Below are 20,946 nucleotides of genomic sequence, written 5' to 3'. Positions count from 1 at the left end.
GGGATCAGAACTTTTTATCGTAAACCGCTGTCAAACCGGCGACTCAGACCACAGGCACCCGGCACTACATGATTGTTAATCAACCCCGACCCCGAACGCTAGCGGGACTGGCGGTAACCGCCTTTCTGGCACTGTTGTTTGCTGCATTACCGGGCCATGCCCAGGAAAGCAGACTACCTAGCATAGGTGGCAGTGGCGGAGGCCTGATTGCAGGCCAGCAGGAATCGGATATCGGCCAGCAGGTCATGGTGTCTATCCGCCGATCAGCACCCCGGATAAGCGACCCCCTGGTTTATGACTACCTCAGCGCTATCACCTATCGCCTGGTTCCCTCGGCGCCCCTGCAGAATCGGGACCTGACCCTGGCGCTGATAGACAGCCCGGCAATCAACGCCTTCGCCGTGCCCGGCGGCATTGTTGGGGTCAACGGGGGTTTGTTCCTGAATGCCGCTACCGAGCAACAGTTTGCCTCGGTACTGGCGCACGAGCTCGCCCATCTTAGCCAGCGGCACTTTGCCCGGCGCATGGAACAGCAGGAAACCAGTGCGCCGCTCACACTGGCAGGCATGATTGCCGGCATTGTGTTGTCGGCGGTCACCCAGTCGGATATCGGTTTTGCGGCCATTGCAGGAACCCAGGCTCTGGCGGCCCAGAACATGCTGGCTTATAGCCGGGCCCATGAGCAGGAAGCCGACCGGGTCGGCCTCGACATTCTGGCCAGTGCCGGCATGGATCCCCGCGGCATGCCGGAAATGTTCGAAATCATGATGCGGCAGAACCGGATGCAGGGAAATCGCCTACCTGAATATCTGTCTACGCACCCGTTGACCCAGAGCCGTGTGGCCGACACCCGCAGCCGAGCCGAACAGTATCCGGACGAAAAGATCCGTGATGGCCAGGAATATCACCTGATGCGCAGTCGACTCCAGGTGCACTACGCACCCTCGGCCGATGTCGCGGTGGAAACCTTCGAAGCCTACCTGGATAGAACGGATGTTCAGAGGAATGACGCTATCCGGTACGGCTTGTCCGTGGCCTATCTTGAGAACAGGCAGTACGACAAGGCGGTGTATATACTGGAAGACCTTCTGGCCAGGAATCCCGGCCGGATCACCTTCCAGGTGACTCTGGCAGAAGTAAGGCTGGCGCAGAATCGTTTGGACGATGCGCGGGCTCTACTGAAAGACGCGCTGGCAAGAAATCCGGGTAACTACCCGATCACCCATACCCTGGCACGCACCGAAATAGCTGACAGCAATGGTGCCGCAGCGGCTGAGTACCTCAAACAGCTGACTCGCCAATTCCCGGCGCAGGAACATCTGTGGCTTAAACTGGCCGAGGCCGAGGGTATGGCAAGAAACATCGTCGGAGTGCATCGCGCACGGGCGGAGTACGATGTCTTGATGGGTGATCTGGAGTCTGCCCAGCGTCAGCTCCGGCAGGCACAGGAGAAGTTGCCAGCAGGGGCACCTCAGCGACAGGTTGTGACTGAGCGGCTGGCCGAAATCACCAGCCGCCTGCACGCCCGGGCCAACAGCTGATCAGGCGTTACCAGCCGCCTTGAGATTCATGTTGGCGGTAAAATCCAGCATACGCTGAAGCGGCTGCAGCGCTTTTTCCCGCAAGCCAGGGTCAACAAGCACTTCCTGATCACCCTGCTCCAGTACGTGCAGCAGATTCTGCAGGCCATTCATGGCCATCCAGGGGCAATGGGCGCAGCTTCGACAGGTAGCGCCATTGCCTGCGGTAGGCGCTTCAATCAGCGTTTTGTTCGGAGCAAGCTGCTGCATCTTGTAGAAGATGCCGTTGTCTGTGGCAACAATGAACTTTTCATTGGGTAACGTCTGCACTGCGTGAATCAGCTGCGAGGTTGATCCTACGACATCCGCCATCTCAACGACGGCATCCGGGGATTCCGGGTGGACCAGCACCGCTGCATCGGGATACAGGGCCTTAAGATCCTCAAGCCCGCGATACTTGAACTCTTCATGGACGATGCAGGAACCATCCCAGAGCAGCATATCAGCGCCCGTGGTTTTCTGAACATAGTGCCCCAGATGCTTGTCCGGCGCCCAGAGAATTTTCTCGCCGCGGGTATCGAGGTCTTCAACAATTGCCTGGGCACAGCTTGAAGTAACTACCCAGTCTGCCCTCGCCTTCACCGCCGCCGATGTGTTGGCGTAGACCACAACCGTACGGTCCGGGTGCTGATCGCAAAACTCGGCGAATTCATCGGCAGGACAACCCACGTCCAGCGAGCAGGTAGCCTCAAGGGTTGGCATCAGAACACGCTTCTCGGGGTTCAGTATTTTCGCTGTCTCACCCATGAAACGTACGCCGGCAACCACGATGGTCGAAGCTGGGTGCTGATTGCCAAACCGGGCCATTTCGAGGGAATCCGCAACACAGCCACCGGTTTCCTCGGCAAGACGCTGGATATCGGGATCGGTGTAGTAATGGGCTACGAGCACCGCATCCTGCTCCCGCAGGGCCGACTTGATACGAGCTTCCAGTTCGGACTTTTCGTCCTCGCTGAGCGGCTTCGGCTCGGCGGCATGGGCCAAGTGTTCTTGAACGAGGATACGGTCTTCGGCGTATGTCATTACTGCGTCTCTGTGTTGCGTTAACCGGGGCATTATAGCATTCGAACCCGGCCTTAATATTTCTGAAACAGGGCTATCACAAAGTTGTGATTTCGTTTTCTGTCACCTGTTTACCTAGGTAGGAACGTATACGCAAAAAAAAAGAGCCCGGAGGCTCTTTTTTCACAAAAACCCGCAGGTTTCTGTTATGTGGTGGGTCGTGAAGGATTCGAACCTTCGACCAATTGGTTAAAAGCCAACTGCTCTACCAACTGAGCTAACGACCCTGAACTGCGACTGAAGCCTGAGCTCCAATCCATACCGAATGACTCAGCCCACCCGGTATTTCGTATTTGGTGGGTCGTGAAGGATTCGAACCTTCGACCAATTGGTTAAAAGCCAACTGCTCTACCAACTGAGCTAACGACCCAAACGAGGCGCATATAGTAATGATTTTTGGCCGTTGATCAACCCCTTTTTCTCAGGTTTCTCAACATTTTTGCCACACTCGGCAATCAGCTGTTCTGGGACTCCAGAAACTTCCGGGCCAGGTCTGCAGCGCTACTGGACGGGTAATCCTCGATCACAGTTTGCATGCTGCGCCGTGCCTGCTCTTTTTCCCCCAGACGATCGTGAGTCACGCCCAGCTTGTATACGGCATCCGGTGCCTTGCGGTGATCAGCGAAACGGGTGGCAACAATGGTGAACGCCTGTTTTGCCTGCTCGAGTTGAGGCTTGACCAGATATACCTCACCCAGCCAGTAATAGGCGTTTACCGTGAGATCGCCCTCCGGATACTCATCGATAAACTCGTATATCCGGCTGATGGCCTCATCGTATTTCTTCTGGTTTCGGATCAGGTCCTGAATCTGTTCGTAGGCCTTTCGCTCCTCAGCGCTCGGCTGACGATAATTTCTGGCCTCCGGAGCAGACGCTGTCGAACCAGGACTGGTGCTGGCTTCCGGCGCCGGCTGCGATGCAATCTTTTCCGACAGGTCCAGAATACGCTGGTCCAGATCAATGTAACGATCTCGCCCCTGCTGCTGCAGGCGTTCGATCTGGTGTCTCTGCTCCTCCACTTCACCCTGAAGCCGCCTGACTTCGCCCTGAAGCTGCTGGATCATGTAGAAGAGCTCAGCCGTCGCCTGACTGTTATTGGCGTTTCGCTGAGCGTCCTGAGCTGATTGCGCCAGAGCAACCCCCGCCTGCCCAATGGCAAGCGGGAGAACCACTGTCGCCATGAGGAATTTTCTCATGGTCCTTCCTGTGTGATTACTCAAATACGAGTTCCACACGACGGTTCTGGGCCCACGCGCTCTCGCTGGAACCCATCACTGCCGGCTTCTCTTCACCATAGCTTACGGTTTCGAGCTGGCCACGTGAAGCGCCATTGACGATCAGGAAGCGCTGTACCGCGTTGGCACGACGCTCGCCCAGAGCCAGGTTGTATTCCTTGGTGCCGCGCTCATCGGCGTGACCCTCGATACGCACATTCTGACCCGGGTTATTGGCGAGGAAGCGGGCATGGGCTACCAGCACGTCACGGGCTTCTTGTTTGATTTCAGCAGTGTCGAAATCAAAGTAAAACACGGTTATTTCGCGAAGCGCCTGCTGCTCCGCCTGTTCACGGGCGGCCATGCGCTCTTCCTCGGTCATGGCTGAAGAGGAAACACCACCCTGGTCATCACCACCATAAACCGTGGAACCACCTTCCTGATCAACAGCAGCGACATCGGAACCATACTCACCGCCTTCCTCAGAGGTGCCACCGGTGGAGCTACAGCCAGCTACCAGGCCAACGGACAACAACAGTGCAAATGCTTTTGATTGAGCCGAGAAATTCATAGTTTCTTCCTTTCAGTTAGGTCATGTGATCAGTTTGAAAATTGCCAACGCCGATAAAGCCCGGCGATCAGCGAACTAAAGGTCCCCAGGCCGGCTCACGGACATCGCCTTCGGATGCCGGCAGGCTGTAGGCTGCCCCGCCATCTGCAGATATAACCGTGAGCACATTGCTTCCATTCTGCCGCGTGGCATAGATCAGCATCCTTCCGTTGGGTGCAACGCTGCTGGGCGACTCATCAGATTCCGTACGGGTGAGGATCGTTTCCTCCCCGGTTTTCAGTTCGGTACGGGCAATGTGAAACGCCCGATCCCGCTGGTGCACGTAATAGACGTATTTGCCTTCGTTATCGGGCCTGGGCCGGGCATTGTAGCGGCTACCGAAGGTGATACGACGAGGCTCTGCTCCCGGTGTTTCCATATGGTAAATCTGGGGCCCGCCTGAGCGGTCCGAGGTGAAGAAAACACCCTTGCCGCTGGCGTCGTAGCTCGGTTCGGTATCAATGGCCCAATGGTTGGTCAATTTGGTCAGTTGCCGGCTATCGAGATTCATCCGGTAGATTTCGGCGTTACCGTCCTTCGAAAGGGTCATCAGCAGCGACCTGCCCTCCTCGGACCAGGCTGGGGCCGAATTCAGGCCCGGAAAATCAGCCACCTTGGTGCGCTGGCCGGTTGCAAGTTCATGCACGAAGATTACCGGCTTTCCGGTTTCAAAAGAGACATAAGCCAATTTTTTACCGTCCGGGGACCAGGCGGGGGACAGAATGGGCTCCTGGCTTTCAAGGCGTATCCGGGCACGTTTTCCATCAACATCGCTCACCTGCAGCCGGTACCGGGGCTTGCCGTTAGCGGTATCCAGCGTCACGTAAGCAAGCTTTGTGGAAAAGGCACCGGGTACACCGGTGATCGCCTCATACACTTTGTCGGCGATGTAATGGGCCAGAGAACGAGTATTGGACGCAGGCGCCGCCGCCGTCTCCCCGAGAATCCGCTCCTCGCGGTTCACATCGAACAGTTCATACCGCGCCTCCACACGGTCGCCGCTTCGGGTGAGCGAGCCGACCAGTACATAGCGCTGACCGAGCAGACGCCAATCCCGGAAATACACTTCTTCCCGCCGGGACGGCAGGCTCAGCATCTTTTCTGGAGGCAGAGTACGGAACTCGCCCGTCATGGTCAGATCGGCCTGGACGATGCTGCCAACCTTGTCTCCAGCGGGCATCTGTCCGGACTCGGCGAAGGGCACCACTGCCACGGGAATGGCGGAATCCGCACCCTCGGTAATCCGGATCAACAGCTCGGCACGGGCTCCTGAAACCGCGACAAAGATCAGGGCGAAGGCCGCGAGTAGCATTCTGGACGGTTTGTGCCAAATCCGATGTGTCATGGTGTTATCCATATCGTTATCTATTCATCCGGCGTGGATTGAACTCAATCGTAAACTGTCGGAAATATCGATCAAAGGTATCCCGATCATTAGGGATTGGATACCGTTGCAAAGCACGGACAGCCTGCAGTGCCGAGTTATCAAATGCCCTGTTTCCACTGCTACCAACCAACTCCGCTCGCGCAAGCTCCCCTGTAGGCAGCAACCTGATCTGAATTCGCGCAGTCATGTCCTCTGTGGCAGAAGATGGCGGATACCAGGCATTGCTTAACTGTTCTCTGATTAGAGCCTGATATTTTTCACTCTCCGAAAGCATCTGAGCTTCCCGGGCTTTGGCGGCAGCCGCCTCCTGCTGGCGACGTGCCTCTTCTTCCCGAGCTCTTTGGGCCGCCTGCGCCTGGGCCTCCAACTGCTGTTCGCGAAGCTTGCGCTCCGCCTCAAGACGTTTGCGCTCGGCTTCCTGGCGTGCCAGTTCTTCCTGGCGCTTGCGCTCAGCCTCTTCGCGTTTCCGTTGCTCTTCCAGCCGCCGCTTCTCTTCTTCCGCTTTTCGCTGGGCCTCTTCCTGACGACGCTTCTCTTCCTCGGCTTTCTGTCGCGCCCGTTCCTTGGCTTCCGCCTCTGCCTTTTTCCGCGCCGCTTCCTCTTCACGCGCTTTCCGGGCTTCCCGTTCCCTCGCCTCGGCTTCCTGGCGTTCCTGCTCCTTCTGCTGCTGCAGTCGCTTCTGCTCTTCCTGGCGCTTCTGCTCGGCGATACGACGGGCTTCTTCCTCTTGCCTCTGCCGCTCAGCCTCTTCCCGACGTCGCTGTTCCTCGGCCCGACGCTCCTCGTCGCGCTTCTGTTGATCGTCTGGTTCAACAACCGGGCTGGGCTCCGGCTCCTGTTGGGTAATCAAACGTGCCGATATGCTTCGGGGTGGCGGCTCGTGGTCGGTACTGGTCCACGACCAACCCGCCAGCGCAATACCCAGAATCAACGCATGCAGCGTGACCGAGAGCGCCACCGGTGATTTCCACGGTGCCATGCCGGTTGTGGTTACGTCCCGCTCGTGATCTCTCACAACACTCCTGCCCGCACCACTGTCAGTTGTCGTCCCGAGGTGATTCGGTGATCAGGCCGATACTGCTCGCCCCGGCACCCTGTAATTCCGCCATCAATCTGACAACGGTGCCATAGGGAACGTTTTCATCACCGCGAACCAGAATCTCACTTGAAGCACGCTGCGAAAGAATCTTGGAGATCTGTTCCCGTAAATCCCCCAGTGTCATGGGGTCGCTGCCCTCATCACCGATTTCGACGTAATAGGCACCGTTTGCATCCACGGAAACAATGATGGACTCAACATCCTTATCTGCCTGGATCGGGTCCGAGGTTGTCTGGGGCAGATCGACCTTGACCCCCTGGGTCAGCATCGGGGCGGTGACCATGAAAATAATCAACAGCACCAGCATTACGTCAATGTACGGAACCACGTTGATCTCCGACATTGGTTTGCGCTTGTTTTCCGGCATCATTCCCATGCCTTTCATAAAGCAGCGCTCCTAAGCTGATCTACGCCCATGGATTTCCGTGCCATCATGCGGCGCCCTTTTCGCTCTGGTGCACCCGACGATGAAGAATGCTGGAAAATTCATCGGCGAAGGTTTCATAGTTTTTCAACAGGGCATCGGACATTGCCGAGAAACGGTTGTAGGCGATAACCGCCGGTATTGCGGCAAACAGGCCCATGGCAGTCGCAATCAGGGCCTCGGAAATACCGGGCGCTACCGTGGCCAGCGTTGCCTGCTGAACCTGAGCAAGGCCACGGAAAGAATTCATGATGCCCCAAACAGTACCAAACAGACCGACGTACGGGCTGGTGGAGCCCACCGTAGCCAGAAACGGCAGGCTTGTCTCAAGCCGCTCGTGCTCCCGCGAGAACGCTACACGCATCGCCCGCTGGGTGCCCTCCATAACCGCATCGGCGTCCCGGCTCTGCTGACGCAACCGGGAAAACTCCTTGAAACCGGCCCTGAACAGGGATTCCATGCCGGAAAACGGCGTCGGGTCGGCATTCACCTCCCGATAAAGCTGCCCCAGATCCATACCGGACCAGAAACGCTCTTCAAACGCCAGTTGCGCCCGTTTGGCCTTGCGGAATACCTGCAAGCGCTGGAATATGAGTGCCCAGGACATGATCGACGCCAGGGCCAGCAAAAGCATGACCAGCTGTACCAAGACACCGGCATTCGCAATGAGGTACCAGACTGAAAGTTCTGAATCCACTTCTTACTCCTGGCTCGTTCTGTTTATCGTTTCATTAGGCTGGACATTCCTGGCCAGCAATTCCTGCATGTTTTCGGGCAAACGCCGCGGGCGTCCGGTATCCAGCGCAACGCAGGCGACCCGGACATTACTGTCACTCAAAAGCTTGCGGTCGGTGGCCCGCATGACCCGCTGCCGAAAGTCCATCCATACCCGGCCGAAAGCCACCGGTTCGGCGGTGACAAGCAACTCGTCATCAAGCTTGGCAGCAACAGCATAGTGAATATCCAGCCGCTGGACGACGTAACTGATATTGTCTGCCAGACCCGCCCTGAGACCTACCCCACAGCTTCGTACCCACTCGGTGCGGGCCCGTTCCATGTAATGGAGATATTTGGCGTGAAATACGATGCCGCCCGCGTCGGTGTCCTCGATGTAGACCCGGATCGGCAGCTCGAATCCTGCCTCTGGCGCCTGCTCAACCAAAAAGATCGTCCTCCCTGCCCGACTTCGGCGGAATGACACCAAAATGCTGATAGGCGTTGGAGGTTACCATCCTGCCCCTGGGCGTCCGGACCATGTAGCCCTGCTGGATCAGGAAAGGTTCAAGCACATCCTCGATGGTGCCACGCTCCTCGCTGATAGCTGCAGCAAGGCTCTCGACACCTACCGGGCCACCATCGAACTTTTCAATCATGGCCAACAGCAGCCGGCGGTCCATGTGGTCGAAGCCCTGATTATCCACTTTAAGCATGTTCAGGGCCTGATCGGCAATGTCAGAAGTAATACGACCGTCGGAGCGAACCTCCGCAAAATCGCGGACTCGACGCAACAGACGGTTGGCGATACGCGGAGTTCCCCGGGACCGTCGCGCAATTTCAAACGCGCCTGCTTCATCAACGGCTACCGACGACAGACGCGCGGAACGCAGAATGATGCTGGTGAGATCTTCTGTGTTGTAAAACTCAAGCCGCTGGACAATGCCGAAGCGGTCGCGCAGCGGCGACGTCAGCAAGCCAGCCCGGGTCGTAGCCCCAACAAGGGTGAACGGAGGCAGATCCAGCTTGATGGATCGGGCAGCCGGGCCCTCACCAATCATGATGTCGAGCTGGTAATCTTCCATGGCCGGATAAAGGACTTCTTCGACGGCGGCGCTCAGACGGTGGATCTCATCGATGAAGAGAACGTCACCTTCTTCAAGGTTGGTCAGCATGGCCGCCAGGTCACCGGCTTTTTCGAGCACCGGACCAGAGGTTGTCTTGATGGACACGCCCATTTCGTTGGCGATGATATTGGCCAGCGTGGTCTTACCCAGACCAGGGGGCCCAAAAATCAGTACGTGGTCCAGGGCTTCCTGGCGGCCACGGGCGGCGGATATGAAAATATCCATCTGTTCACGGACCGTGGGCTGGCCAACGTATTCAGCCAGCAGGGTCGGGCGAATGGCCCTGTCCTGTACTTCCTCGTATTCACCGGCCCGGGCCGAGATCAACCGGTCGGATTCGATCATGGCATCACCCATAGTGTGGGAATCAACATCGTGCCTCACGTTTGCCCGCTATTCCAGCGCAGCCCCAATTGTACAAAGGGGTTTGCAGGTGTCACGTTACGCTCTCTACAGGTTCACGACAGGTTTTCGCGATCAGGCCGGTATCATGTTTCGTAGGGCCAGTCTGATGAGGGTTTCGCTGCTCATGCCCTCTTCGGCGACTTTGCTGATGGCCTTTGCGGCCTCCTGTGGCTTGTAACCCAGAGCAATCAATGCGGCTTCCGCTTCCTCGGTGGCCGCCGGGCCGCCAACCGGACCCTGTCCGTCCACTTGCCCCAATCCTGTCGTCTCAGGCGACGTTGGCACAAATTGCCCTTCAAGTTGCCCTATCCGGTCCGCCATTTCAATAAGAAGCCGTTCTGCGGTTTTTTTGCCAACACCCGGCAGCTTGACCAGTGAGGCGGAATCGCGATTTTCGACGCATCGTATAAACTGCTGGGCGTCCAGACCGGAAAGAATGCCAACCGCCAGTTTCGGGCCAACCCCGTTAACCTTGATCAGGAGGCGGAACAGGTCCCGATCCAGGCTTGAGGCAAAGCCATAAAGACTCTGGGCGTCTTCCCGGACGGCAAAATGGGTGTGGAGGGTCACTTCATCGCCGGTTTCCGGCAGATGAAAGAAGGTGGTGTAGGGAATGTCGACTTCGTAGCCCAGACCCGCGCATTCAACCAGCGCCTGGCCCGGAGACTTTTCAACCAGAATACCTCGGATACGACCAATCAAGCTGAATCTCCTGTCGCTCCTGGGAGCGGTTTATTGTTGTCGCACGCGACCGCTTCGGACCTTTCCGGCGCCACTGGCGACCCGCAGAATACTCTGGTTCATGTGGGCATGGCACAGGGCAATGGCCAGTGCATCGGCCGCGTCCGCCTGGGGTTTGCGTGAGAGCGAGAGTAACACCTGAACCATGTGCTGAACCTGGGATTTGTCAGCGCCACCCTTGCCGACCACCGCCTGTTTGACCTGCCTCGCCGAGTATTCGTGAACCGCCAACCCGCTGTTGGCGGCACTGACGATGGCTGCGCCACGGGCCTGGCCGAGTTTCAGTGCAGAGTCCGGGTTGCGGGCCATGAACACCTGCTCGATGGCGAATTCTTCCGGCCGATACTCACCGATCAGAGTGGCAAGGCTCTGGAAGATGGTCTGGAGGCGCTCAGCCATCGGCTTTTCCCCCACCCGGATACACCCGCTATCGATGTACTCGATATGGCGACCATCCGCCCGAATGACGCCGTAACCGGTAATTCGTGACCCCGGATCAACGCCCAGAATTATCGCCACATCAATGCCCCTGACTGGTCAAAGCGATTCCATGATCTCGCCGGAAATATCCGCGTTGTGGTAGACATTCTGAACATCGTCCAGATCTTCGAGCATATCAATGAGCTTCAGGATGGTTTCTGCCCCCTCCCGATCCAGCTCAACGCGCGTGGAAGGAACCATGGTTACTTCGGCATTGTCCGGTACCAGCCCGGCATTGACCAGCGATTCCTTGACGTCCAGAAACTGCTCGGGTGTGGTGACAATTTCCCAGGATCCGTCGTCCTGGCCTGCAAGGTCTTCGGCGCCAGCATTGAGAACGGCTTCCACCAGCCTGTCCTCTTCCCACTCCGGACCGTAGCTGATGATGCCCTGTTTGGTGAACAGGTAGGCTACCGATCCGTCGGTCCCGAGGTTGCCACCCATCTTGTTGAACGCGTGGCGTATCTCGGCAACAGACCGGTTTTTATTATCCGTCATGACTTCCACGAATATCGCCACACCACCCGGGCCATAGCCTTCGTAGGTCAGCTCTTCGTAGTTGTCATCATCGCCACCACCGGCGCCACGTTCCACCGCGCGCTCGATGGTGTCTTTTTTCATATTGGCGGTGAGCGCCTTGTCGATGACCGCGCGCAGACGGGGGTTATCATCAGGATTACCCCCGCCCTGGCGCGCAGCTACGGTCAGCTCACGAATGATTTTGGTGAAGATCTTGCCCCGCTTGGCATCCTGTGCCGCCTTGCGGTGCTTGATGTTGGCCCACTTACTGTGACCCGCCATACAGCTCCTCTCTTAAATCATTGACTTACTGATTGCCCTCGCCGGCTTCCGCCTTATTGCCTTCAACCGGCTTTGACGGCTTGCGCAGACGGATATGCAACTCACGCAGCTGCTTCTCGTCCACCTCGCCCGGCGCCTGAGTCATCAGGCAGGTGGCGCTCTGGGTTTTCGGGAATGCGATGACGTCACGGATGGACGTAGCGCCGGTCATCAACATGACCAGACGGTCCAGGCCGAACGCCAGACCACCGTGGGGCGGGCAGCCGAACTTAAGGGCATCCAACAGGAAACCGAACTTGGCGCGGGCTTCTTCTTCACCGATTCCCAGGATCCGGAACACCGCTTCCTGCATTTTCTCATCGTGAATACGGATGGAACCGCCACCCAATTCGGTGCCGTTCATAACCATATCATAGGCACGTGAGAGCGCGTTGGCCGGATCTGCAGCCAGCTCTTCCGGGCTGCAGGAAGGCGCGGTGAACGGGTGGTGAATCGCGGTGAGGCCGCCGTCCGGAGTCTCCTCGAACATCGGGAAATCCACAACCCAGAGCGGTGCCCATTCGGACGTCAGCATGTCCAGATCGTGACCGATCTTGATGCGCAGTGCGCCCAGGGCCTCGTTGACCACATTGGTCTTGTCCGCGCCGAAGAACACGATGTCACCGTCTTCGGCACCCACGCGCTCCATGATGGCGAGCGCAACGTCATCACCCAGGAACTTGATGATCGGGGATTGCAGGCCTTCTACGCCCTTGGAGAGGTCATTGACCTTGATGTAAGCCAGCCCTTTGGCACCGTAGATACCTACAAACTTGGTGTAGTCGTCAATCTGCTTGCGAGTCAGCTCGCCACCTTTAGGTACGCGCAAAGCGGCTACACGGCCTTTCGGATCTTTGGCGGGGCCGGCGAATACCTTGAAGTCCACGCCTTCAACCAGATCGTTCACATCCAGCAACTCAAGCGGGATCCGCAGATCCGGCTTGTCGCTGCCATAACGCTGCATGGCTTCGGCATAAGGCATCTGCGGGAAGGACGGAAGCTCTACATCCAGAACATCCTTGAACAGCGAACGGATCATGTCCTCGTTCAACTTCATCAGGGTCTCTTCGTCAATAAAAGAGGCCTCAATGTCTACCTGGGTAAACTCCGGCTGACGATCCGCACGCAGGTCTTCATCCCGGAAACACTTGGCAATCTGGTAGTAACGGTCGACACCAGACACCATCAGCAGCTGCTTGAACAGCTGCGGCGACTGCGGCAGTGCGAAAAAAGAACCCTCATGGGTACGGCTCGGCACCAGGTAATCCCGCGCACCTTCCGGCGTAGCACGGGTCAGGATGGGCGTTTCCACATCCATGAAGCCGTTGCTGTCCAGATAGTTACGGATGTAGCTGGTTACCCGGGAACGGAAACGCAGGCGGTTGATCATTTCCGGGCGACGCAGGTCTACAAACCGGTAGCGCAGACGCACGTCCTCGCCAACGTCGACATGCTCATCCAGCGGGAACGGCGGGGTCGCTGCGGCGTTCAGAATGCTCAGTTCCTTGCCGAGAAGCTCAACCTGCCCGGTCGGCATGTTGTTGTTCTCTGTGCCGGCAGGACGGCGGCGCACCCGGCCGGTTACCTTGATCACGAACTCGCTACGGACTTTTTCCGCAAGCGCAAAGCTCTCAGGGGTATCAGGATCAACAACCACCTGAGACATACCATCCCGATCCCGCAGATCCAGGAAGATAACCCCACCGTGGTCACGGCGACGGTGGACCCATCCGCAAAGTGTGACTTCCTGATCGATGTGGGATTCGTTAATCCCACCGCAATAATGACTGCGCATACCGGTTCCCGTTACGTTTAATGTGTTCGTTTATCACAGATGTCTGGGCAAGCTGGTGGCGATGGCTTTCCGAAACCGTGCGGAGCCATGGATGGCGGAGCCGAGCGTACATGGATGTATTCACAGCGTGTTTCGGAAAGCCATCGCCACCAGCTTGCTTGCAGCATGTCTGGATCGCAAAAATTAACTCGCGACCTTACTCGAAAAGCCGCCCATTATAAACACAATGACGCTGAAAATCAGGCGCCCCTGGAGCGTAAATTGGAAGGCAGGATGACTGCCGGGTTTTAGAGGGCTAGAATGCTGATTTTTAACGGCATAGGGATGGAGTCTCACCTTGGCAACCAGAGCGGAGCAAAAACTGAAAACCCGGCGGGCACTGATGGATGCGGCGCTTTCGCAACTGAGTGCCGATCGGGGATTTGGGAGCCTGAGCTTGCGGGAAGTTGCCCGGGAGGCGGGCATCGCTCCGACGTCCTTCTACCGGCACTTTGCGGAGCTTGATGAACTTGGGCTGGCGTTGGTGGATGAGGGCGGTGTAGCGCTCAGGCAACTGATGCGTCAGGCCCGCAAGCGGATTGCCCGGGACGGTGGCAGCGCCATTTCGACCTCCGTGGAAACCTTCATGGAGTATCTGGGCAACAACGCGAACCTGTTCCGGCTGATGCTCCGGGAGAGAACCGGGGTATCCAAGCCGTTCCGGACGGCGGTGAAGGCCGAGATCGATCATTTTGTCACGGAACTGGCGGATGACCTCCGGCGGATCGCCGATGAGCAGAACAGACCGCTTTCCGAGGCAAGGCTGGTGGCCGAGGCCATGGTGACACTGGTGTTCAACCAGGGTGCCGAGGCACTGGACGCGACGTCGAAAGAACGCGAAGAGCTTAAGGCCAAGCTGAAAACCGAGCTCAGGATGATTCTGGTCGGCTCCCAGACTCTGGCAAAGCGCCCGTAATCTGAGCGGGCTTTAAACGCCCGATTTCAGTTCCGCCAGCACCGGCGCCAGCCGTTGCCGAACCTGCTCCAGCTCCTCATCGGTATAAGGTACCGGCGCCTGCTTGCCCCAGATCGGACCCGGCCAGGCCGGATCGCCCTCGAATCGCACGATGTGATGAAGATGAAGCTGGGGCACCATGTTGCCGAGGGCCGCAACGTTCATCTTGTCACCGCCAAAGACCTCCATCATCGCTTCACTGAGCGCCGAGGACTCGCGGACCAGCTGGTGCTGCTGATCCGCCGATAACTGGTAAATCTCCCGGATCCCGGCAACCGCCGGAACCAACAGAACCCACGGCCAGGTACTGTCGTTCATCAACCGGATTTCACACAGCGAGGTGCTTCCAAGGCCCATCGTGTCGGCCTCCAGTCGCTCATGTAACCGGAAAACCGCCGGTTCACTCATGATTCCCTCCCCATTATCTGGATTTACTCCGAGTGGAACTGCGTGCGGCCACGGCCGATGGCGTAGTAGATAAGGCCGTAACGTTCCAGCATCTCTGGCTCGTACAGATTGCGGCCGTCAAAGACCACAGGCTCGCGAATGGTCGCAGCAATGGATTCAAAGTCCGGCGAACGGAATTCCTTCCACTCGGTGCAAATCGCCAGCACGTCTGCGCCCTTGAGCGCCTGCTCTTTGGTGCCGCAAAGAGTCAGGCCATCCTGGTCACCATAGATTCGCTGGGTTTCTTCCATCGCCTCGGGATCAAAGGCCTGCACCCTGGCACCAGCTTTCCAGAGATCTTCCATCAAGGTGCGGGAGGAAGCTTCACGCATATCATCGGTATTGGGCTTGAACGCGAGTCCCCAGAGCGCAACGACCTTGCCATTCAGATCGCCGCCAAAGTAATGGCTGATCTTGTCGAACAGGACGTGTTTCTGGGCATAGTTCACCGATTCAACAGCATTCAGCAGGCGGGCTTCATAACCACAGTCACTGGCGGTTCGGGCCAGGGCCTGAACATCCTTCGGGAAACAGGAGCCGCCGTAGCCACACCCCGGGTAGATGAAGTGGTAACCGATCCGCGGGTCGGAACCAATACCCCGGCGTACGGCTTCGATATCGGCACCCAACCGCTCTGCCAGATTGGCTATTTCGTTCATGAAGCTGATCTTGGTGGCCAGCATCGAGTTGGCCGCGTATTTGGTGAGTTCCGCAGACCGCAGATCCATAAAAATCATGCGATCATGATTGCGGTTAAACGGGTAGTAGACCTCCCGCAGGAGCTCCGCCGCCCTTTCGCTGTCGGTACCAACAACAATACGATCAGGCTTCATGAAATCGTTTATGGCAGCTCCTTCCTTGAGGAACTCGGGGTTGGACACCACATCAAAATCCAGCTCCAGACCACGCCGATCAAGCTGGGCGCGCACCGCAGCCCGAACCTTGTCGCCGGTGCCAACAGGTACGGTCGACTTGTCAACCACCACCTTGTAGTCGTCCATATGCTCGCCAATGGAGCGCGCAACCGCGGTCACGTACTGGAGGTCCGCAGAGCCATCTTCGTCTGGAGGAGTACCCACGGCAATAAACTGCAAGGTTCCGTGGCGAACCGCTTCTTCTGTATCGGTTGTGAAGGACAGTCGACCCGCTTCCACCGTATGTTTGACGATGTTGTCCAGGCCTGGCTCATAGATGGGAATCTGGCCATTCTTGAGCTTTTCGATCTTGCCCTGGTCCACGTCCATACAAAGAACGTTATGACCAACATCCGCCAGGCATGCACCAGTTACGAGGCCCACATACCCTGTTCCAAAAATCGTTATTTTCATCCTTTAAATCCCGATACAAGTACTGAAAGGTTATTCGGTGTCGTCGGCTTTTTTCTTCTGCCAGATCGCTTCCCACGCCAAAGCGGTGCCGACAATGGTATCCAGATTGTCGTAGTCTGGCTGCCAGCCCAGGGTCTGGCGAATCAGGCTGTTGTCCGCCATGAGCCCTGCCGGATCGCCGGCTCGCCGGTCGGTTTCGGTAACCGGGAAGTCAATGCCGGATTGCGCCTTGACCACATCAATCACTTCCCGAACCGTAAAGCCGCGACCATAACCGCAGTTCATGACCTTCGAATGACCACCATCTGCCATATAGTCCAGCGCCATCACGTGGGCCTTGGCCAGATCCTCCACATGGATGTAGTCGCGAATGCAGGTGCCATCCCGGGTATCGTAGTCGGTACCGAAAATACTCATTCCGTCACGCTGGCCGGTCACGCACTCACAGGCCACCTTGATCAGATGCGTGGCTTCAGGTGTCGCCTGCCCCAGCAGCCCTTCCGGATTGGCGCCCGCAACATTGAAGTAACGGAGAATCACGTAGTTCAGAACGGAGGCTGCAGCCAGATCCATAATCATCCGCTCGCTCATCATCTTGGACGCGCCGTAGGGGTTGATCGGAGCCAGCGGCAGGTCCTCGGTGAGCACCGTTTTCTCAGGCATGCCATAGACGGCCGCAGTAGAAGAAAACACCATGTACGGTACGTCGTGTTTGTCGACCGCTTTCAGGAGGTTCAGGGTATTGCGGGTGTTGTTGCTATAGTACTTCAATGGGTTGGCAACAGACTCGGGCACCACAATATTGGCCGCGAAATGCAGAACCGCTTCAAACCGGTGACGGGAAAACAGATCCTCCACTGCCGCTTCATCGGCCAGATCACCAACCACCAGTTCGCCGGCGGTGACCGCCCAGCGGTAGCCTGTGGAGAGGTTATCGAAAACGACTATGTCGTGACCGGCCTGGCCCAGCTGGCGAACCACATGACTGCCAATATACCCGGCTCCGCCGGTAACGAGGACTTTCATAGGCGAGAACTACTCCTTCCCTGAATTCTGTTTGCGCAGACGCCGGATCTCTGCCCGCCGCCGGCTGAAAAACTCACTGATCACCCGGCTGCACTGATCCGATTGCACACCGCCAACGGCAGTCACGTCCCAGTTCAGATGGGGCTCTTCAAGCGTTCGGCGTGCGGACTCTATCGCTCCGGCCTTGGGCTCGGCTGCGCCATAGACAAGCCGACTTATGCGGCCATGAACGATGGCGCCCACGCACATAGTACAGGGCTCCAGAGTAACGTAAAGCGTGGCATTGGGCAGCCGGTAATTGCCGACGCGGGCAGCCGCGTCGCGCAGGGCCCGGATTTCCGCGTGGGCAGTGGGATCGCATCCGGAAATCGGCGCATTGAATCCGGCACCGATTTCCTTGCCATCCAGAACCACCACTGCGCCAACAGGCACTTCGCCTTTTGCTGAGGCCTCACCTGCCAGCTGCAGAGCGCGATTCATCCAGTATTCGTCTTCCGCTGCCACCTCAGACATCGGACCCAGTCATCTGACGCTTATTCCCACTCAATCGTCGCCGGCGGCTTGGACGAAACATCGTACGTCACTCGTGAAACGCCAGTGATCTCATTGATAATCCGGTTGGAAACGGTTTCCAGAAGATCGTAAGGCAGGTGCGCCCAGCGGGCGGTCATGAAATCGATGGTTTCAACGGCACGCAATGCCACCACGTATTCATAGCGGCGGGCATCCCCGACCACGCCCACCGACTTGACCGGCAGAAATACTGCAAAAGCCTGGCTGGTCTTGTGGTAAAAATCCGCCCGGTGCAGCTCTTCCAGGAAAATGGCATCCGCCCGGCGCAGGATATCGGCGTATTCCTTTTTCACTTCACCCAGGATGCGAACACCCAGGCCCGGCCCCGGGAACGGATGACGGTACACCATGTCATACGGCAAGCCGAGCTCCAGACCGATCCGGCGCACCTCGTCCTTGAACAACTCCCGCAAGGGCTCAACCAGCTTCATTTTCATGGTTTCCGGCAGGCCGCCCACATTGTGGTGAGACTTGATCACATGGGCCTTGCCGGTCTTGGAAGCGGCAGATTCGATCACATCCGGATAAATCGTGCCCTGGGCCAGCCAGTTCACGTCCTTGATATTGGCAGCCTCGTCGTCGAACACATCAATGAAGGTGTTTCCGATGATCTTGCGCTTCTGCTCCGGATCACTGACGCCCTTGAGCTTTGAAAGGAACAGGTCTTCGGCATCAACCCGAATCACTTTCACGCCCATGTTGCTGGCGAACATGTCCATCACCTGATCGCCCTCGTGAAGACGCAGGAGGCCATTGTCCACGAACACGCAGGTCAGCTGATCACCGATTGCCCTATGCAGCAGCGCAGCTGTTACCGATGAGTCGACGCCACCGGACAAGCCAAGCAGCACCTTGTCACTGCCGACCTGCTCACGAATCTGCTGAACCGCATCATCCACGATCTTGGCCGGTGTCCAAAGAGCCTCACAGTGACAGATATTGAGGACGAAGTGCTCGAGGATCCGCTTGCCCTGAAGAGTGTGGGTTACTTCGGGGTGGAACTGAACACCGTACAGATTCCGGCTGAGGTCCTGCATCGCAGAAATTGGCGCGCTCTCGGTGGAGGCCAGAAGCTCAAAGCCTTCCGGCATCGCCACAACCTTGTCGCCATGGCTCATCCACACGTCCAGCAGGGACTCGCCAGCAGGCGTCAGATGATCGGTAATATCCGCCAACAGCGGGCCCTTGGCGCGCACCTTCACCTGGGCATAACCAAACTCACGCTTCTCGGAGCTGGCCACGCGACCTCCGAGCTGCTCTGCCATTGTCTGCATGCCGTAGCAGATGCCGAGAATCGGAATGCCCCGATCAAACAGCCCTTCCGGGGCACGGGGACCGCCCAGCTGGGTTACCGACTCCGGACCACCCGCAAGAATAATCCCTTTGGGATTGAACTCATTGAGCTCTTCATCGGTGATATCAAACGCCTTGATCTCACAGTAAACGCCGATCTCCCGCACACGGCGGGCAATCAACTGGGTGTACTGGGAACCGAAATCGAGAATCAGGATGCGGTGGTCGTGAATGTTCTGGGCCATGGAGTCCTCGGAGCTGAATAAACAACGCGGCCCTCTGGGGGCCGCGTCTGGTAAGGCAATGATTAACCGATACGGTAGTTTGGCGCTTCTTTGGTAATGGTTACGTCATGGACGTGGCTCTCGCGCATGCCGGCATTGGTGATCCGCACAAATTCCGGCTTGGTGCGCATTTCTTCCATGGTGGCACTACCGGTGTAGCCCATGGAGGCCCGAAGACCACCAATCAGTTGGTGCACGATGTTGCGCATCGGCCCCTTGCAGGCAACGCGACCTTCGATGCCTTCCGGTACCAGCTTCTCGATGCCTTTGCTGGCATCCTGGAAGTAACGGTCGCTGGAACCCTGCCCCATGGCTCCGATCGAGCCCATGCCCCGATAGGCCTTGTAGCTCCGGCCCTGGAACAGCTCAACTTCGCCCGGCGCTTCATCCGTACCAGCCAACAGGCTGCCAATCATAACGCTGTGGGCGCCAGCGGCAATCGCCTTGGCGATATCACCAGAGAACCGGATGCCACCATCGGCGATCAGTGGCACGCCACGGTCTTTAAGAGCTGCGGCGACGTTGGAAACCGCAGAAATCTGGGGAACACCAATACCGGCAACAATCCGTGTGGTGCAGATGGAACCAGGACCGATTCCCACCTTTACAGCATCTGCGCCGGCATCTGCCAGGGCGATGGCTGCGTGAGACGTGGCAATGTTACCGCCGATTACCTGCACATCCGGGAAATTCTTCTTGATCCAGCGAACACGCTCGATAACGCCACGGGAATGCCCGTGAGCCGTGTCCACCACGATCACATCAACGCCGGCCTCGGCCAGTGCCGTAATTCGCGCTTCGGTGTCGCCACCGGTACTGACGGCAGCACCTACCCGCAGACGACCCTGGTCGTCCTTGCAAGCCAGCGGATAGTCTTTCGCCTTCTGGATATCCTTGACGGTGATCAGCCCGCGCAGCTCAAAGTTGTCGTTAACAACCAGAACCTTTTCGATCCGGTGACGATGAAGCAGCTCTTTAACATCATCCAGACTGGCCCCTTCCTTGACCGTTACCAGTTTGTCCTTGGGTGTCATGATGTCCCGAACCAGCGTATCCATGCGGCTTTCGAACCGTATATCGCGGCCAGTCACAATACCGATCAGGTCGTGGCCGTCCACCACCGGAAGTCCGGAAATACTGTTCGCCATGGTGATATCGACCAACTCGCGAACGGTGGTCTCTGGCGATACGGTGATCGGATCCTTCACAACACCGCTTTCAAATTTCTTGACCTTGCGGACTGCCGCCGCCTGTTGCTCAACGGTCATGTTCTTGTGCATGATGCCGATACCGCCTTCCTGGGCCATGGCGATAGCCAACTCCGCCTCAGTAACGGTATCCATTGCGGATGACAGAAGAGGAATGTTGAGGGTGATACCCTTGGTCAGCTGGGTCTGCAGGCTGACCTCGTGGGGCAGAACTTCTGAATATCCGGGAACCAGCAGAACGTCATCAAATGTGAGGGCTTCTTCGGCAATTCGCAGCATTGGGATCCGCCTTTTGATCGTGCTAAGTTGGGAATT

General features: G+C 57.5%; 21 protein-coding genes and 2 tRNA genes. 2 read left to right on the top strand and 21 right to left on the bottom strand.

Annotated features, from left to right (window positions below; all coding sequences use genetic code 11):
- The first annotated feature begins 68 nt into the window (after positions 1-68).
- Entirely contained in the window at positions 69-1,541 is a 1,473-nt protein-coding gene (locus ABNF92_RS19145) for a M48 family metalloprotease (RefSeq protein ID WP_349343021.1), read from the top strand.
- Here ABNF92_RS19145 and nadA read toward each other — a convergent pair whose 3' ends face one another.
- The 15 genes from nadA to aspS form a co-directional block, all read right to left on the bottom strand.
- Entirely contained in the window at positions 1,542-2,603 is a 1,062-nt protein-coding gene (gene nadA / locus ABNF92_RS19140; RefSeq protein ID WP_153633519.1) for a quinolinate synthase NadA, read from the bottom strand.
- Positions 2,604-2,793: 190 nt separating this feature from the next.
- Positions 2,794-2,869, bottom strand: a tRNA-Lys gene (locus tag ABNF92_RS19135).
- A gap of 67 nt (positions 2,870-2,936) precedes the next feature.
- Positions 2,937-3,012, bottom strand: a tRNA-Lys gene (locus ABNF92_RS19130).
- An 85-nt stretch (positions 3,013-3,097) separates the two neighbouring features.
- The gene (gene ybgF, locus ABNF92_RS19125) at positions 3,098-3,838 is read right to left on the bottom strand and encodes a tol-pal system protein YbgF (protein ID WP_349343020.1); all 741 of its coding nucleotides are present in this window, start codon (positions 3,836-3,838) and stop codon (positions 3,098-3,100) included.
- Between the two features lie 16 nt (positions 3,839-3,854).
- The gene (pal, locus tag ABNF92_RS19120; protein WP_069183424.1) at positions 3,855-4,427 is read right to left on the bottom strand and encodes a peptidoglycan-associated lipoprotein Pal; all 573 of its coding nucleotides are present in this window, start codon (positions 4,425-4,427) and stop codon (positions 3,855-3,857) included.
- Positions 4,428-4,494: 67 nt separating this feature from the next.
- Entirely contained in the window at positions 4,495-5,778 is a 1,284-nt protein-coding gene (gene tolB / locus ABNF92_RS19115; protein WP_349344116.1) for a Tol-Pal system beta propeller repeat protein TolB, read from the bottom strand.
- 49 nt (positions 5,779-5,827) lie between these two features.
- Positions 5,828-6,811 carry a cell envelope integrity protein TolA gene (gene tolA, locus ABNF92_RS19110; RefSeq protein ID WP_349344115.1) on the bottom strand — a complete coding sequence of 328 codons (984 nt, stop codon included), beginning with the start codon at positions 6,809-6,811 and terminating at the stop codon, positions 5,828-5,830.
- A gap of 79 nt (positions 6,812-6,890) precedes the next feature.
- Positions 6,891-7,337 carry a protein TolR gene (gene tolR / locus ABNF92_RS19105; protein ID WP_069183423.1) on the bottom strand — a complete coding sequence of 149 codons (447 nt, stop codon included), beginning with the start codon at positions 7,335-7,337 and terminating at the stop codon, positions 6,891-6,893.
- 46 nt (positions 7,338-7,383) lie between these two features.
- Positions 7,384-8,073, bottom strand: a complete 690-nt coding sequence (tolQ, locus tag ABNF92_RS19100) for a protein TolQ (protein ID WP_209397040.1) — start codon at positions 8,071-8,073, stop codon at positions 7,384-7,386.
- A gap of 3 nt (positions 8,074-8,076) precedes the next feature.
- Entirely contained in the window at positions 8,077-8,538 is a 462-nt protein-coding gene (locus ABNF92_RS19095) for a YbgC/FadM family acyl-CoA thioesterase (RefSeq protein WP_209397038.1), read from the bottom strand.
- Positions 8,531-9,562 carry a Holliday junction branch migration DNA helicase RuvB gene (ruvB, locus tag ABNF92_RS19090; RefSeq protein ID WP_008169131.1) on the bottom strand — a complete coding sequence of 344 codons (1,032 nt, stop codon included), beginning with the start codon at positions 9,560-9,562 and terminating at the stop codon, positions 8,531-8,533. Before ruvB ends, ABNF92_RS19095 begins: the two co-directional genes overlap by 8 nt.
- 132 nt (positions 9,563-9,694) lie before the next feature.
- Positions 9,695-10,324: a Holliday junction branch migration protein RuvA gene (gene ruvA, locus ABNF92_RS19085; protein WP_136632178.1), complete on the bottom strand. Its 630-nt coding sequence runs from the start codon at positions 10,322-10,324 to the stop codon at positions 9,695-9,697.
- 30 nt (positions 10,325-10,354) lie between these two features.
- Positions 10,355-10,882 carry a crossover junction endodeoxyribonuclease RuvC gene (ruvC, locus tag ABNF92_RS19080; protein WP_349343019.1) on the bottom strand — a complete coding sequence of 176 codons (528 nt, stop codon included), beginning with the start codon at positions 10,880-10,882 and terminating at the stop codon, positions 10,355-10,357.
- A gap of 18 nt (positions 10,883-10,900) precedes the next feature.
- Complete coding sequence (locus ABNF92_RS19075) at positions 10,901-11,644, bottom strand: YebC/PmpR family DNA-binding transcriptional regulator (RefSeq protein ID WP_349343018.1); 744 nt, start codon at positions 11,642-11,644, stop codon at positions 10,901-10,903.
- A 25-nt stretch (positions 11,645-11,669) separates the two neighbouring features.
- Positions 11,670-13,478 carry an aspartate--tRNA ligase gene (gene aspS, locus ABNF92_RS19070; RefSeq protein ID WP_349343017.1) on the bottom strand — a complete coding sequence of 603 codons (1,809 nt, stop codon included), beginning with the start codon at positions 13,476-13,478 and terminating at the stop codon, positions 11,670-11,672.
- 337 nt (positions 13,479-13,815) lie between these two features.
- Between aspS and fabR the strand changes: the two genes are divergently transcribed.
- Positions 13,816-14,433, top strand: coding sequence for an HTH-type transcriptional repressor FabR (gene fabR / locus ABNF92_RS19065; RefSeq protein WP_069183416.1), 618 nt, complete (start codon positions 13,816-13,818; stop codon positions 14,431-14,433).
- A gap of 12 nt (positions 14,434-14,445) precedes the next feature.
- Here fabR and ABNF92_RS19060 read toward each other — a convergent pair whose 3' ends face one another.
- The 6 genes from ABNF92_RS19060 to guaB all read right to left on the bottom strand — a co-directional run bounded on the left by ABNF92_RS19060 (position 14,446) and on the right by guaB (position 20,910).
- Positions 14,446-14,880, bottom strand: coding sequence for an HIT family protein (locus ABNF92_RS19060; RefSeq protein ID WP_136632182.1), 435 nt, complete (start codon positions 14,878-14,880; stop codon positions 14,446-14,448).
- A gap of 23 nt (positions 14,881-14,903) precedes the next feature.
- Positions 14,904-16,247: a UDP-glucose/GDP-mannose dehydrogenase family protein gene (locus ABNF92_RS19055; RefSeq protein WP_349343016.1), complete on the bottom strand. Its 1,344-nt coding sequence runs from the start codon at positions 16,245-16,247 to the stop codon at positions 14,904-14,906.
- A gap of 30 nt (positions 16,248-16,277) precedes the next feature.
- On the bottom strand, positions 16,278-17,273 hold the full coding sequence (galE, locus tag ABNF92_RS19050) for a UDP-glucose 4-epimerase GalE (RefSeq protein WP_349343015.1): 996 nt from the start codon (positions 17,271-17,273) through the stop codon (positions 16,278-16,280).
- Between the two features lie 9 nt (positions 17,274-17,282).
- Positions 17,283-17,786, bottom strand: coding sequence for a tRNA adenosine(34) deaminase TadA (gene tadA, locus ABNF92_RS19045; RefSeq protein WP_349343014.1), 504 nt, complete (start codon positions 17,784-17,786; stop codon positions 17,283-17,285).
- Positions 17,787-17,806: 20 nt separating this feature from the next.
- Positions 17,807-19,384: a glutamine-hydrolyzing GMP synthase gene (gene guaA / locus ABNF92_RS19040; protein ID WP_222464671.1), complete on the bottom strand. Its 1,578-nt coding sequence runs from the start codon at positions 19,382-19,384 to the stop codon at positions 17,807-17,809.
- Positions 19,385-19,446: 62 nt separating this feature from the next.
- Positions 19,447-20,910, bottom strand: a complete 1,464-nt coding sequence (guaB, locus tag ABNF92_RS19035; protein WP_069183410.1) for an IMP dehydrogenase — start codon at positions 20,908-20,910, stop codon at positions 19,447-19,449.
- Between the last annotated feature and the right edge of the window lie 36 nt (positions 20,911-20,946).

Source organism: Marinobacter sp. MMG032, assembly GCF_040112695.1.
GTDB classification, from domain to species: Bacteria; Pseudomonadota; Gammaproteobacteria; order Pseudomonadales; family Oleiphilaceae; genus Marinobacter; species Marinobacter salsuginis.
This window is presented reverse-complemented; position numbering and strand designations above follow the sequence as displayed.

Bases quoted from the DNA above. Each gene is read 5' to 3' on its own strand.
- ABNF92_RS19145 (WP_349343021.1), top strand. From the start codon at position 69: ATGATTGTTAATCAACCCCGACCCCGAACGCTAGCGGGACTGGCGGTA.
- nadA (WP_153633519.1), bottom strand. From the start codon at position 2,603: ATGACATACGCCGAAGACCGTATCCTCGTTCAAGAACACTTGGCCCAT.
- ybgF (WP_349343020.1), bottom strand. From the start codon at position 3,838: ATGAGAAAATTCCTCATGGCGACAGTGGTTCTCCCGCTTGCCATTGGG.
- pal (WP_069183424.1), bottom strand. From the start codon at position 4,427: ATGAATTTCTCGGCTCAATCAAAAGCATTTGCACTGTTGTTGTCCGTT.
- tolB (WP_349344116.1), bottom strand. From the start codon at position 5,778: ATGCTACTCGCGGCCTTCGCCCTGATCTTTGTCGCGGTTTCAGGAGCC.
- tolR (WP_069183423.1), bottom strand. From the start codon at position 7,337: ATGAAAGGCATGGGAATGATGCCGGAAAACAAGCGCAAACCAATGTCG.
- ruvB (WP_008169131.1), bottom strand. From the start codon at position 9,562: ATGATCGAATCCGACCGGTTGATCTCGGCCCGGGCCGGTGAATACGAG.
- ABNF92_RS19075 (WP_349343018.1), bottom strand. From the start codon at position 11,644: ATGGCGGGTCACAGTAAGTGGGCCAACATCAAGCACCGCAAGGCGGCA.
- aspS (WP_349343017.1), bottom strand. From the start codon at position 13,478: ATGCGCAGTCATTATTGCGGTGGGATTAACGAATCCCACATCGATCAG.
- ABNF92_RS19060 (WP_136632182.1), bottom strand. From the start codon at position 14,880: ATGAGTGAACCGGCGGTTTTCCGGTTACATGAGCGACTGGAGGCCGAC.
- ABNF92_RS19055 (WP_349343016.1), bottom strand. From the start codon at position 16,247: ATGAAAATAACGATTTTTGGAACAGGGTATGTGGGCCTCGTAACTGGT.
- galE (WP_349343015.1), bottom strand. From the start codon at position 17,273: ATGAAAGTCCTCGTTACCGGCGGAGCCGGGTATATTGGCAGTCATGTG.
- tadA (WP_349343014.1), bottom strand. From the start codon at position 17,786: ATGTCTGAGGTGGCAGCGGAAGACGAATACTGGATGAATCGCGCTCTG.
- guaA (WP_222464671.1), bottom strand. From the start codon at position 19,384: ATGGCCCAGAACATTCACGACCACCGCATCCTGATTCTCGATTTCGGT.
- guaB (WP_069183410.1), bottom strand. From the start codon at position 20,910: ATGCTGCGAATTGCCGAAGAAGCCCTCACATTTGATGACGTTCTGCTG.